Genomic DNA, 14,129 nt, shown 5'->3' on the forward strand with positions numbered 1-14,129 from the left:
CGTTCGTCCTGAGCCAAGATCAAACTCTCCAAAAAAGTTTGTTTAGAATTAACACAGTTAATTCTATCTCTTAGCTTCTAGAAGTGTTACCTTCTATTATTAAAAGAAAACGAGTTTCTTTTATCTTAACATACTGGTTGTTTTGTTCAGTTTTCAAAGAGCAATTAATTTCCTGTCGCTTGTTTGAAACGACCTTATTAATATAACATAACTCCCGTTCGTTGTCAACAATGAATTTTAATCACTTGTTCTCAACAACAACTTTTACATTATATCAATCACCGCAATCTATGTCAATACTTTTTTAAACGATTAATTCTTTTAAAAAAGCTAACTTTGATAACAGCAAAATTTATATTACTATTCTCTACCCGAAAAGTCAATACTTTTATTTCATATTTTTATTCATTAGACACGATACAAGAAACTGATTATGCATATTTATAGAATGCTAAAGAAAAATATTGAATAATAGAAGGGATTCTAAAATTTGTTTATAAGGAAGGGAAAGATAATGACAACTGAATTTGAGCCAATTATTACATTTAAAAACGTTACATTTTCTGATCGTAATGTCCCTATAATAAAGAACATCTCTGGCTCGTTTGCAAAAGGGAAAATAACAACACTAGTGGGACCATCTGGTGCAGGAAAGACTACTTTATTTCGATTATGTAATAGACTTATTTCTCCTGATTCAGGACAAATAATAATAAATGATAAATCTATTGATGAATATGATCCAATAACATTACGTCGCAAAATCGGACTTGCATTGCAAAGTGCTACAATGCTTAGTGGCTCGGTGTATAAAAACCTTTCATTACCACTCACGTTAAAAGGTGAAACATTATCTGAAGATGATGCCAAAGAATTATTAGAAGATGTAGCACTGGGAAAAGACTTCTTAAACCGAAATATTAATGATCTATCTGGAGGACAGAAACAAAAGGTTTCTATAGCCCGAACATTAGTAAATCGTCCTGAGGTTCTCTTATTAGATGAAATCACTTCTTCTCTTGATCGTATATCTCAACACGACATTGAAGAATTAATCCAAAAGATAAACCAAAAATACGGAACAACTATTGTTTGGATTACACATAATTTAGACCAAGCTTTGACCATTGGTGACTATTCTTGGGTTATGATGGCTGGTGAGGTCATTGAAACGGGTAAGAGTGAGTTTTTAAATGACCCGAAAGATGACAGAGTAAAACGTTTTATAAAGGGAGACTTAGAATGAGTTATTTAACATTAACATTAGCACTTATTTTTGTATTAATACCCATCATCCTATCTAAAACATTACATTTAGATTTAGAGAAGGATACAATTATTGCAACGGTTCGTTCCATTATCCAATTACTTGTTGTCGGATATGTATTGCAATTTGTCTTTGCATCGGAAGAATTTATTTTTATCGTCTTAATGATTGTTTTAATGATTGGTGCAGCGACACAAAATGCTAGAAAAAAGGGAGCATCCATAAGAGGGATTACCTGGAAGCTTATTATTACTTTCATTTTCATAGAAATACTGACCCAAGCTATCTTACTTGGATTTCAAATAACTCCTCCTACTGCGCAGTATATTATACCGATAAGTGGAATGGTCGTCGGAAATTCGATGGTTCTTGCCATTTTATTTCTAAATAGGTTCACTGCTGAAGTAGAAGCGCGACAAGATGAAACGGAGCTCATCTTATCTTTAGGAGGGACACCAAAACAAGCAATCCATACTCCCTTAGTTACTTCTATTAAAGCTAGTACGATTCCTACTATTGAAAGCCAAAAAACAATTGGCCTAGTCCAGTTACCTGGAATGATGAGCGGCCAAATCATCGCAGGGGCAGATCCAGTACAAGCTGTTCAATTCCAACTTCTTGTCCTATTCTTACTATTAACAACAGCAATAGTCACAAGCATCTTCCTAGGGTTCTTATCCTACCCAGCACTTTTCAATGATAAAATGCAAATGATGAAGATTAGAAATGAAAAATAAGTAGAGCGTGAATCTAATTTCGGATTCACGCTTTATTGCGTTTTATTGACAGATGACTTCCTATTTTGTATATTATAATTAATTAAAAATATATTAATTAAGTATAAATGGATAAATAATGTAGAAGGAGAATTTTTATGTCGGAGAATTTATCACTAAAATCCTTTGTTGTCTTGCTAAAGGCTAATAAGACGTTGGCGGAATTAATTAAAAAGGATATAAGCAGTCATGGAATGCGGACATCTGATTTTACTGTATTAGAAGCATTATACCATAAAGGCAAACAGACTATTAAACAAATTACACAATCCGTATTGATCAATACAGGTTCCATAACGTATGTTATCGATAAATTAGAAAAAAAAGGACTACTAGAAAGAACACCATGCAAAGATGACCGTCGTGTTGTTTATATTCAATTAACAGATCAAGGTGTACAACTAATGGAAGAGATTTTCCCGCTGCATCAACAAGTCATCGAAAACGTATTTGAAGGTGTTACGGATGAAGAAAAGAAAATAATAATCGATGTATTAAAGCGTGTTGGCAAGAAAAGTGAAGAACTAAAATAAAACACGATGATCCAAAAAGGTAGATACTTCAAAAACTTTTTTTCCCTGCATAGTACAGGGTGAAAAAATCAACATAGGAATTAGATACGCCGTGCTAGTGCACGGCATTTTTTAATTCCTTAATATAATATAAGCTAGGTAAACGACATAAAAAATAGCTAATATAAGACCTTCCCTCTTACCTATTCTAAAATTGGTTCTCGAAAAAACTAATAAAAGCAGAGTTAAGACCATCATCATCATAACATCTATAAATACTTTATTATCCACCGCAAGAGGAGTTATAGCAGAAGCGGCTCCTAACACAAATAATATATTAAAGATATTACTTCCAACAATATTACCTAGAGCAATTTCACTTTCTTTTTTCAGAGCGGCAGTAATAGAAGTAACCAATTCCGGTAAAGAGGTTCCAATCGCTACAATTGTCAATCCAACTAATGTTTCACTCATTCCCCATTGGTAAGCAATTTCCGTTGCATTGGAAACAACTAGGTCCCCTCCAAAAATAATGCCTATTAAACCTAATAAAGTTATGAATATATTCTTCCCCCATGTCACATCCTCGGGGATTGATTCATTCTTCATGTTCTCTCTACTCTTAAATGCAAGTTCGATAACATAGTACATAAAGATTGCAAGAAATAATAGGAAAACCAATCCATCACTACGAGTGATAAAATTAGCACTTAATCCCTCTAACACGACGTCACTCATAACAACTAATAATACAGTGCTGGCTAGTAACGTAAAAGGGATTTCCTTACGTATCGTTTCTGTTTCTACTTTCAAAGGATATATAAGTGCAGCAATACCAACAACAGCTGTTAGATTAAAAATATTACTACCAATAACATTACCTAGAGCTACATCAGCATTTCCTTCCAATGCTGCTATAATACTTACCGTTGCCTCTGGGGAACTTGTACCAATAGCGACGATCGTAAGCCCGATTAATATTGAAGGAATTTTAAGTAACCTTGCTATATTGGATGCACCATCTACAAAATAGTCTGCTCCCTTAATCAAAAGACCAAAACCTATTATTAACAATAAATATTCCAAATATTCTCACCCCATTTTTTTATCTTACTATAACTTTTCCTCCATTTCTATGTTAAATTCCCTTAAAATCTACCAACCAAATCCCTAAAGATTACTAATATTTCCATTGTGAATCATTATAAACTTTGCTATGATAGATTCTATTGTATAAAATCCGTGGTTCGAAAGCCTCCCACGTAAAAAAACTAAGGAGAGATGGAAATGAATATAAAAACGTTAACTGCAAATGGCGTTTTGGCTGCAATGTATATAGCTGTATCAGCACTTATACAACCATTTGGCTTTACGAATGTCCAATTTCGTGTACCTGAGATGTTTAATCATCTCGTCGTATTTAATAAAAAGTTCTTTTTCGGTATTATATTTGGTGTATTTTTAACCAATCTATTTTTCTCACCAATGCGACTGTATGATATTGTATTTGGTGTCGCGCATTCGGCAATATCTTTAGGACTTATTATTCTACTTTCTAAATACACGAAAAACACGCTACTTTTACTAGCAGCCAATGCAATCATTTTCAGTTTTAACATGTTCATTGTCGCATTAGAATTATACTTAGCATTGGGATTACCTTTCCTATTTTCTTGGGTAACTACAGCCATTGGAGAAATCGTTGTTTTGGCTATTGGTATTCCAATTATGTATACTTTAAATAAACAAGTACATTTTGATAAAATCATATAAAGAAGATTTCCGTCATTGGGAGTCTTACTACCCGTTTAGATAGGATAAAGGGATATACCATAATAAAAACTTCACGATTAACTTACTAATTCGTGAAGTTTTTTTATATACTTACATAATATTTATACAAGGAGGCGCTAGTTATGATTGTTAGAGAAGAAACAGATCATTTTATAATGATTGAGCAAGACAACCATGCCATTGTATCTGGTGAATTAATAAAGTATTGGAAAAAAGAACTATTATTAAGTAACACGCTTATGGATTCGGTTGTAACAGCAATCACACTTCATGACTATGGTTGGAAGTACTTTGATAAGCAACCAGTATGGAATGATCAGCTAAAAGCACCGTATGATTTTACGAGTTACCCCTTAGCTCCGAAGACCATCATTTATACACACGGAATAAATGAAGTTGAAAAAATAGATACGTATGCAGCCTTATTATGTAGTATGCATTATACAAACTTTATGACCCAAGAATCTTCTCCATACGCAGATTCCTTTGTGGCACAAGAACGAAAAAGACAACAGGAAATCATTCACTCGATGAAAGATTTTGATGTGAACTTATTTGACTTCCATTATGAATTACTAAAGTTTACAGATAGTCTCTCCCTGTTCTTTTGTATAAATAAACCCGGTGTTAAAAAGGAGGAATTCCATTTCTTTTATAAAAACGGAATTCCAGTACCCTTTATTGATAAAGGGAATAGCCAGATTATTTGGCCAGAATGGAAGGCGGACAATACGATTTATATGGATCCATTTCCATTTGAAACCGAGCTAACTATAAAAATTATGCAGAAGAAAGTGGCTAAGGATTTAATTACGAAACATGGCATAGTAAAAAGCTATGAAAACATACCATGCGAAATATTAGATTTGAAACTATTATCTAAAGAGTAAAGAAGGAGTCCCCATGAACTCCTTCTTTACTTAAGACTCTTGTCTAACTTGCAATAGATGCTCTGAATCATCAGACGAATCGTTCTCTATATATAGTTTTCTTGTAGGGTAAGCAAATTCCGCTCCTTCTTCTCTTACAATATCAAGAATTTGGTAATTTATTTCCTCTTTCACTTTTAAATACTCTCCCCAGACTGTTGTCTTCGTAAAGAAATACAAAAGAATGTCCAAACTACTTTCCTTATACTCATCAAACCTTACAAATATGGTTTCTTGATGAATATCTGGGTGATTTTTTAATAGATTTTCGATTCGTTGTATAATGGATTCCATTTTTTCTCTTGATGTTTCATAATCTAACGAAAGATTAAAAGTAATTCGGCGTTTATTCATTTTACTCCAGTTTGTGATTGACTCATTTGCTAATTGATTATTAGGAACGGAAACCAACGCATCTGCAAAGGTTCGTATTTTTGTACTACGGAAGGAAATATCTTCTACTGTTCCCTCTACACTCGGTGTCAAAATCCAATCCCCAATCGTAAAAGGCTTCTCAGAAATAATAACAATTCCACCAAGAAAATTAGCTAAAGCATCTTTAGCAGCTAAAGAGATTGCAAGTCCACCTAACCCAAGCCCAGCTATAAGTCCTTCAATACTATAACCAAATTGCTGAAGGATAATTGTAGCGGCAATCGCGACAATAATAAACTGTAATGTTCTAGATAATAATGGTATTAATATCTCATCTATGTTAATATCTGTTTTTTCATTAATTTTCCTAAATAAATTGGATGACGATGAGGATAAACTAACTAATCCCCAAGTGACAAGAACTATGAATGCCGCACTAATAAATTCATTTAAGAAACTTCCATGGATATACGGATAGTACGAAATAGCAAAATAAAAACCTAACAATGTAAAAAACCATTCCATAGGTTTTTGAAATGCAAGGAATATATTAGACAAAGCATTAATCTTCGTCTTTCTTACAATTCTCATGACGATTCTAAAAACATACTTCGTGAATAATTTCCTGAATAAAATAAATAACAGGAAGATACCTATAGCTATTCCTAATTCCATTAAATGACTATATGATATAAAGTGCTCCCAAGTCATATATGTTTATTACCTCCTAGGATTAATAGCAATATCATAACATATACCCCCGGATTCCGTCATAAGGAAAATAACCTATAGGATCTTCTTAGAAATTATTCTCACTTCTTCTATGATCGGCTTATCTTTGCTTCCCTTTTTGTAAAATCAACGTCTTTATAGTAGGCATTTTTAACTAAAATGTTAGGGCCCAAACATTTTACTGCGGGACAATGGCAATTTAAACTTTTTGCCGTTTTTGTTCCCATCCATCTTTTATAAGCTTCTGGTAAGGTTGTATTTTGTATATTACCTAAGGATGGTTCATCATCTCCAAAATCCGTAACAATGATCTCACCCGTAAAAATATTTACGTTCAACCTTGACCTTCCATCCGGATCATTGCGTAAAGAAACATTTTCTTCTTTATACAATCTTTCAAGTAGTGCTAAATCTTCTTGATTTGAACTACAAGCATAGAATGGTAATGTTCCAAACAACATCCACATATCTTTATTCCGATGATCTAATAAACGTTTAATCCCTGTTCGAATTTCATCTAAACTTAAGATTTCTAGATTACTAGCAAAATCAACTGGATACATCGGATGAATTTCATGACGACCACACCCCATCTCATTTACATGATCATGGATTTGTTCTAAGTAAGGAAAGGTTCGTTTATTTAGCATAGTTTCCGCTGCAACCAGAACCCCTTCATTAGCCAAACGTTTAGAGTTTTCCACCATTCGTTCGAAGTATTTTTTCCGATTATCCAATGAAGGCTTCCGTTCCATTAATGCAAATCCTGTTTCCGCAAATTCATCTTCCGTGCCCCAATTATGGGATATATGTAAAACATCTAAATACGGAATAATCTCTTCATAGCGATTGTATGGCAATGTTAAGTTAGAATTTATTTGTGTTTTCACACCTCTACTAGAAGCATAAGACAATAACGGCACCACATAGTTTCTAACCGATTTCTTATTCATCATCGGTTCCCCGCCCGTAATACTTAACGTACGAAGATGCGGTATTTCATCAAGTCTTTTTATTAGTAAATCAATTGGTAGTGCATCAGGATCACTTGGTCGTAGTGTATATCCTACTGCACAGTGTGCACAGCGCATATTACACATAACTGTTGTAGTGAATTCAATATTAGATAAAGTCATTTCACCAAATTCTTCTACATCCATATATGCTTCCCACGGATCATTAGCAGGTGATATATGCTGTTTCTTCTTCGTTGTTTCCATTTTATCTTCCCCTTTTCGTTAACTATTCCTCTATTGTAACACCATATGAATAACCTTCGAAAAATATAGGTTAATTTAGTGTTTTTAGGAAAATATAAAAACGTCAAATTCAATATTTACAGAAAAGAGGAATTAACTTGGAAAACGGACATTCATCTAATAACAAAACGAATATAGAGAATGATGACACGCTTACAACAAGACAAGGCCATCCTGTCACCAATAACCAAAACATTAGAACAGTAGGAAATAGAGGGCCTGCTACTTTAGAAAACTACGATTTTATAGAAAAAATCAGTCATTTCGATCGTGAAAAGGTTCCAGAACGAATTGTACACGCACGTGGTGCTGGTGCATATGGTTATTTTGAAACATATGGAACAGTCGGTGATGAACCCGTATCGAAATATACAAGAGCAAAGGTTTTCCAAGAAAAAGGAAAACAGACCCCCGTTTTCGTAAGATTTTCAACGGTAGTAAATGGTAAGGATTCTCCTGAAACCGTCCGCGACCCACGTGGCTTTGCAATTAAATTTTACACGGAAGATGGTAACTGGGATTTAGTAGGAAATAATTTAAAAATCTTCTTTATCCGTGATGCCATGAAATTCCCGGATATGATCCATGCTTTTCGACCAGATCCAGTAACGAACCTTCAAGATCCAGAACGCTTTTTTGACTTTTGTGCAAACTCACCGGAAAGCTTCCATATGGTTACGTTTGTATATTCTCCATGGGGAATTCCAGCAAACTATCGCATGATGCAAGGCTCCGGTGTTAATACGTATAAATGGGTTAATAAAGAAGGAAAAGCTGTATTAGTTAAATACCATTGGGAACCAAAACAGGGGATTAAAAACTTAACTGTAAAAGAGGCTGAAAAGATTCAAGGGAAAAATTTCAGTCACGCAACACAAGATTTATATGAAGCAATTGAACGAGGAGAGTATCCAGAATGGGAGCTTTTTGTTCAAATTATGGAGGACGGCCCACATCCTGAATTAGATTTCGATCCACTAGATGATACGAAACTTTGGCCAGAAGACCAATTCCCTTGGTTACCAGTTGGAAAAATGGTATTAAACAAAAACCCAGAAAACTTTCACACTGAGGTGGAACAAGCAGCTTTTGGTACCGGCGTCCTTGTTGATGGACTTGACTTTTCTGATGATAAGATGTTACAAGGAAGAACGTTCTCTTATTCCGATACACAGCGTTATCGAATAGGTGCAAACTACCTTCAATTACCAATAAATGCTGCGAAAAAGCGCGTCGCAACAAACCAGGAAGGTGGTCAACTAAGATATGAAGATGACAAGGCTCCTGGTCAAAACCCACATGTTAATTATGAACCGTCCATTTTAGGAGGTTTACAAGAGGCGAAACAATTAGGGAAAGAACATACACCGAAAGTAGAAGGAAATCTAGTCCGCGAATCGATTGACCGGAACGATAATACAAAACAAGCAGGTGAAACCTATCGCCGCTTCGAGCAATGGGAGAAAGATGAATTAATTAACAACCTTGTTAATGACCTATCTATCTGTGACAAACGTATTCAAGATAAAATGATCGCATTAGCGGAAGATGCCGATGAAGAATATGGACGTCGTTTAAGAGAAGGTATAGCTGAAAAGACAAAAGAAATGGCTAACCATACAATGGAAATAGGAGAAGAATTACGGCCACTTGGGGCAGAAGACGCTCATCAGGCAGTGAAGGATGCCGTTGAAAAGGGACGTGACGCGGAACCTTATTGATTTTTTTACAGCCGGTATTCGAGATTAAAAACGAATACCGGCTTGTCTATTTATACCTCCTGTAATGCTTGAAGGACATCTTTTTTCAAGTCTTCAATATGTTCCAAACCAACAGAGAATCGAACAAAATTGGCAGGGATACCTGCTGTTTTCATTTGCTCCTCATTTAATGCCCCTTCCCACATGGCAGCAGTATGCACAACTAATGATTCCACTCCACCTAAACTTACTGCATGTTGTGTAAGATTTAACGAAGAAACAAATTTTTGCGTTTCTTTATAGCCACCTTTAACGGAAAAGGCAATCACTGCTCCATAGCCATTCATTTGCGACTTAGCTAGTTCATGTTGTGGGTGACTTTCCAATCCAGGATAAAATACTTCCTCTACCATTTCCTGTCCCTCTAAAAACATAGCTAGCGCAAGCGCATTCTCATTAATACGCTCCATTCTTATCGGGAATGTACGTAAGCCTCTCAAAAGCAGCCAAGCATCCATCGGGGATAATACAGATCCAATTGCTGTATGGACATTCCAAATTTTCTCTGCAAGCTCATTACTTGTACAAACGACACCTGCGACAATATCATGATGCCCACCTAAATACTTTGTTGCACTATGTACAATGATATCCACACCATAATCATGAGGTCGTTGATTTAATGGAGAAGCAAATGTATTATCCGCCATCACTAAAATATCATGTTGCTTAGCCAGACTAGCTACCGCCTCTAAATCTGTCACAATTAGCGTTGGATTAGCCGGTGTTTCAATTATAATTAATTTTGTATTAGGGCGAATCGCCTTCTCAAATTCCTGAACATCGGTTTGTTCTACAACGGTAACCTCTATCCCGAATTTCGTTAGCATCTCATCCAATATTTTAGCTGTACCCATATAATGTCGCGTTTGAGCAACAACATGGTCACCCGCTTGAAGTAATGCTAAGAGTGTAGTTGAAATAGCTCCCATACCTGACCCTGTAACAAGCGCCGTTTCCGTTCCTTCTAAATCCGCCATAATTTCAATCACACGGTCATGAACTGGGTTACCATAACGCGTATAATACTTAGAATGTCTAGGAGTATTCGCCATTTCCGCAAACTCCGCTGCATCTTTTGCCATAAACGTTGCAGAATAATAAATGGCCGGTGAAGCCGTCCCTTCCTTTTCACTCCATTCTTTATCAGCATGTAACACTAATGTTTCATTTTTATCATATGTATTCATGTTAATCCCCTTTTCCGCTCACCTTTTCACAAATAATTGTTATAGGTTTAAAGATTCTGTTAATTGATTATACCATTTTCAACATATAAAGAACACTAGATACTTTCAATTAATTAAAGTTTTTCAGTATGGTTACTTGAATTACTATGAAATAAAAAAACAAAATATTGAAGGGAATTCCCTCCAATATTTACATAGATAGTACTTTTTTTATTTTATCTAATGCGAAGTCAAGCTCTTCCTTTTTTATAATAAGAGGTGGAGCTAAGCGGATAACAAATTCATGTGTTTCCTTACATAGCAATCCTTCTTCCTTTAAAGCTTCACAATATTTTCTTGCTGATTCTGTTAATTCAATACCAATAAAAAGTCCTTTTCCCCGAACTTCTCTGATAATAGGACTTTTTATTTGTTTCAATTTATCTTTAAAATAATCGCCTAGTTTTAAAGATTGATCTACCAAGTTTTCTTCTCTAATTACTTCAAGAGCGGCTATTGACACGGCGCAAGCTAAAGGATTTCCCCCAAATGTCGAACCATGTGAACCTGGGTTAAATACTCCCAAAATATCTTTATTTGCTGCGACACAAGAAATCGGAAAAACACCACCACCTAATGCCTTGCCTAATATATACATATCAGGTTGGACATTTTCCCAATCACAAGCAAACCATTTACCAGTTCTTCCAAGTCCAGCCTGGATTTCATCTGCAATAAATAGTACATTTCTTTCCTTGCAAATCTCATAAGCTTCTCTCAAGAAACCATCTGGTGGAATTCTAATACCTGCTTCCCCTTGAATGGGTTCTAAGAGAAAAGCTGCCGTATTCTCCGTGATTGATTCCTTTAACGATTCAGAATCTCCATATGGGGTTAATTTAATTCCAGGCAGCATGGGGCCAAAGCCACGTTTATATTCATCTTCAGAGGATAAAGATACTGCCGTCATCGTACGGCCATGAAAATTACCTTCACAAACAATAATTTCCGCTTTACCATCTGTAACACCCTTCACCTCATATGCCCATCGCCTTGCCGCTTTAATTGCCGTTTCTACCGCTTCTACACCTGTATTCATTGGCAGTACTAGATCTTTTTTTGTTAACCGAGAAACGACCTCATACCAAGGACCAAGTTGATCATTATGGAACGCTCTTGAGGTTAATGTGACTTTATCCACCTGTCTCTTTAAAGCCTCCACTATTTTAGGATGCCTATGCCCCTGGTTCACTGCTGAATATGCACTTAACATATCCAAATATTTTTTTCCTTCTGGGTCCTTTACCCAAACACCTTCCGCTTCGGAAACTACAATAGGAAGTGGGTGATAGTTATTCGCACCATATTTTTCAGTTTGTTGAATAATTTCGATTGATTTTTGGCTCATCAAAAATCAATCCCCCTTTCCTTGAAAACTTGGCATTCAAGATATCAGTGGTCATGACCGGAATATCGGCAATCAGGACTGGGATATCAGCAATTACCCTCTACAACAGGTCGGTGAATGCCCAAGTTCACTTATGCAGGATAAGAAGTTTACTCTTATCCGTCAAAAATAAATCGCTTCATTATTCATTCATATTTCTTAATCAACACATTCATTCTTCCTTTTTATAAGAAAATAAAATTGATGAACCTCTCCTTTTTAACTATACTAAGTAAAAGGAGTTACGAAAAGGAGTGGAAACCATGGGAAATATCAAATTAAAATCTGAAGTATTTTCGATTTTAAAAGATAAAATTAAACTAATCCAAACGGAAGAAGATCGTGCCATTTACTTAGTAGGGCCAATTCGCCTTCCGGTTAACTTATATAATGAAACAGTCGAATTTCAATGGTATTGTTGGTTAAATTATGATGAGGTAACGGAGGATTATGAACGTATCATTGAAAATCTTTCGTCATCCAATCTTGCAGAATATCAACAATCAAGTGTACTTGTCTATGGAGACTTCAAAAATGCAGATGATGCGTTAATCCGTATGCATTCCATTTGTCATACTGGTGATATTTTTGGAAGTAAACGTTGTGATTGTGGATTTCAGTTAAAACAATCAATGAAAAAAATAAAAGAACACGGAGTCGGTGCTATATTCTACTTAGCTAATCATGAAGGTAGAGGCATTGGTTTATTTTCCAAGGCTATGGCCTATTTATTACAAGAGAACGGCTATGATACGGTAGAAGCTAATGAAAGCCTTGGCTTTGTGAATGACTCTAGAAACTATAATGATGCTATTCAAGTTCTAAAGGCGTTACGTGATAAGCCAGTAACATTAATTACCAACAATCCTAAAAAACTTGAAGCATTAAAGGATGCAGGGCTTCTACTTTCAGGTAGAGTTCCATTATGGGGAGATGTATCAGAGTTTAACAAAAAATATTTAAAAACGAAGATTGAGAAATCCGGTCACTTGCGAGATGAGGAAGGGACTTGTAGTAATGATTAATGATGAATTCTATATGGATTTAGCTTTAAACAATGCAAAAGCAATGAAAGGACAAACCGACCCTAATCCATTAGTAGGTTCGGTTATTGTCAATGATAACCGTATAGTTGGAGTTGGGACTCATCTAAAAGCTGGAGAGCCACATGCCGAGATTCATGCACTACGAATGGCTGGGGAAAAGGCAAAAAGGGCAACGATTTATGTCACGTTGGAGCCTTGTTCCCATCATGGAAGAACTGGCCCATGTGCAGAGGCTATTGTAAAGGCAGGAATTAAGAAAGCTGTGATTGCGACGTTAGACCCCAATCCAATCGTCGCTGGTAATGGTGTGAAAATACTAAAGGATGCGGGAATCGAGGTTAAAGTCGGTGTTCGGGCAAAAGAATCGAATAAAATGAACGAAGTCTTTAATAAATATATTACCGAACAAAAGCCATTTATTACTTTAAAAGCAGGTATAACATTAGATGGTAAGGTAGCAACCCATACATTTAGCAGTAAATGGATAACCTCTAAAGAGTCTAGAGAAGATGTACATCAGTTGAGAAGCGAAAATATGGCAATATTAGTTGGCATCCATACAGCATTAAAAGACGACCCTGCCTTAACCTCAAGAATCCCAAACGGAAGGAATCCTTTACGAATCGTCATGGATTCCCGGTTAAGATTACCACTTAATTATCAATTAGTAACAGATAAACAAGCTCCAACATGGATTTTCACAAGTAAAAACTACGATAAAGAAAAGAAAAAGCAATTGGAAGAATTAGGTGTCAGGGTAATCGTAACAAAATCTGAAAACTCCGTTGATCCTATAGAAGTGGTGAACACCCTTGGAAAAAAGGGCATCTCCTCCCTAATAATCGAAGGCGGAGGGAATATCCACGCCTCTTTCTTAAAGAAGAAACTAGTTGATAAAGTAATTTTATATATTGCCCCTAAGCTAGTCGGCGGAAAAGATGCCCCAACATTTTTAGAGGGGAAAGGCATTGAACTTATGAAGGATGCCATAGAGCTTACGGACACCGGTATTACTACGATTGGTAACGACTTTAAATTCATAGGCTATCCATCATTTAAATAA

The 14,129-nt window shown here is 35.6% G+C and carries 13 protein-coding genes and 1 riboswitch; of the genes, 8 read left to right on the top strand and 5 right to left on the bottom strand.

All coding sequences use genetic code 11. From position 1 onward, the window contains the following. Positions 1-514 precede the first annotated feature (514 nt). The 3 genes from ACFQ18_RS15570 to ACFQ18_RS15580 all read left to right on the top strand — a co-directional run bounded on the left by ACFQ18_RS15570 (position 515) and on the right by ACFQ18_RS15580 (position 2,576). On the top strand, positions 515-1,246 hold the full coding sequence (locus ACFQ18_RS15570; protein ID WP_204798482.1) for an ABC transporter ATP-binding protein: 732 nt from the start codon (positions 515-517) through the stop codon (positions 1,244-1,246). Next, positions 1,243-2,004: an ABC transporter permease gene (locus tag ACFQ18_RS15575; protein WP_204798483.1), complete on the top strand. Its 762-nt coding sequence runs from the start codon at positions 1,243-1,245 to the stop codon at positions 2,002-2,004. Before ACFQ18_RS15570 ends, ACFQ18_RS15575 begins: the two co-directional genes overlap by 4 nt. 137 nt (positions 2,005-2,141) lie before the next feature. Continuing rightward, on the top strand, positions 2,142-2,576 hold the full coding sequence (locus ACFQ18_RS15580) for a MarR family winged helix-turn-helix transcriptional regulator (RefSeq protein WP_204798484.1): 435 nt from the start codon (positions 2,142-2,144) through the stop codon (positions 2,574-2,576). Positions 2,577-2,687: 111 nt separating this feature from the next. Here the strand turns inward: ACFQ18_RS15580 and ACFQ18_RS15585 are convergent, their stop codons facing one another. Then, positions 2,688-3,641: a calcium/sodium antiporter gene (locus tag ACFQ18_RS15585; protein ID WP_204798485.1), complete on the bottom strand. Its 954-nt coding sequence runs from the start codon at positions 3,639-3,641 to the stop codon at positions 2,688-2,690. A gap of 150 nt (positions 3,642-3,791) precedes the next feature. Beyond that, positions 3,792-3,836: riboswitch (PreQ1 riboswitch) on the top strand. A gap of 6 nt (positions 3,837-3,842) precedes the next feature. On the opposite strand from ACFQ18_RS15585, the gene ACFQ18_RS15590 reads away from it, so the two are divergent. Further along, complete coding sequence (locus tag ACFQ18_RS15590) at positions 3,843-4,328, top strand: QueT transporter family protein (RefSeq protein WP_047184531.1); 486 nt, start codon at positions 3,843-3,845, stop codon at positions 4,326-4,328. 143 nt (positions 4,329-4,471) lie between these two features. Continuing rightward, entirely contained in the window at positions 4,472-5,239 is a 768-nt protein-coding gene (locus tag ACFQ18_RS15595; RefSeq protein ID WP_204798486.1) for a DUF3891 family protein, read from the top strand. 30 nt (positions 5,240-5,269) lie between these two features. On the opposite strand, the gene ACFQ18_RS15600 is transcribed toward ACFQ18_RS15595, so the two are convergent. Together ACFQ18_RS15600 and yfkAB are read right to left on the bottom strand one after the other, a co-directional pair. Further along, entirely contained in the window at positions 5,270-6,364 is a 1,095-nt protein-coding gene (locus ACFQ18_RS15600; RefSeq protein WP_060668428.1) for a mechanosensitive ion channel family protein, read from the bottom strand. A gap of 110 nt (positions 6,365-6,474) precedes the next feature. After that, a complete protein-coding gene (gene yfkAB / locus ACFQ18_RS15605) occupies positions 6,475-7,605 on the bottom strand; it encodes a radical SAM/CxCxxxxC motif protein YfkAB (RefSeq protein WP_047184528.1) in 1,131 nt (376 codons plus the stop codon). 137 nt (positions 7,606-7,742) lie between these two features. Here yfkAB and ACFQ18_RS15610 point away from each other — a divergent pair, with 137 nt between their 5' ends. Continuing rightward, a complete protein-coding gene (locus ACFQ18_RS15610; protein WP_379566704.1) occupies positions 7,743-9,365 on the top strand; it encodes a catalase in 1,623 nt (540 codons plus the stop codon). Positions 9,366-9,415: 50 nt separating this feature from the next. Here ACFQ18_RS15610 and ACFQ18_RS15615 read toward each other — a convergent pair whose 3' ends face one another. Together ACFQ18_RS15615 and ACFQ18_RS15620 are read right to left on the bottom strand one after the other, a co-directional pair. Beyond that, complete coding sequence (locus ACFQ18_RS15615; RefSeq protein ID WP_047184526.1) at positions 9,416-10,594, bottom strand: trans-sulfuration enzyme family protein; 1,179 nt, start codon at positions 10,592-10,594, stop codon at positions 9,416-9,418. Positions 10,595-10,784: 190 nt separating this feature from the next. Further along, positions 10,785-11,981, bottom strand: coding sequence for an ornithine--oxo-acid transaminase (locus tag ACFQ18_RS15620; RefSeq protein ID WP_204798511.1), 1,197 nt, complete (start codon positions 11,979-11,981; stop codon positions 10,785-10,787). A 302-nt stretch (positions 11,982-12,283) separates the two neighbouring features. Here ACFQ18_RS15620 and ACFQ18_RS15625 point away from each other — a divergent pair, with 302 nt between their 5' ends. Further along, positions 12,284-13,045, top strand: a complete 762-nt coding sequence (locus ACFQ18_RS15625; RefSeq protein ID WP_204798487.1) for a GTP cyclohydrolase II — start codon at positions 12,284-12,286, stop codon at positions 13,043-13,045. Beyond that, entirely contained in the window at positions 13,038-14,129 is a 1,092-nt protein-coding gene (ribD, locus tag ACFQ18_RS15630) for a bifunctional diaminohydroxyphosphoribosylaminopyrimidine deaminase/5-amino-6-(5-phosphoribosylamino)uracil reductase RibD (RefSeq protein ID WP_204798488.1), read from the top strand. The genes ACFQ18_RS15625 and ribD overlap by 8 nt, the downstream gene beginning before the upstream one ends.

This window comes from Oceanobacillus caeni, from assembly GCF_042678465.1.
GTDB classification, from domain to species: Bacteria; Bacillota; Bacilli; order Bacillales; family Amphibacillaceae; genus Oceanobacillus; species Oceanobacillus caeni.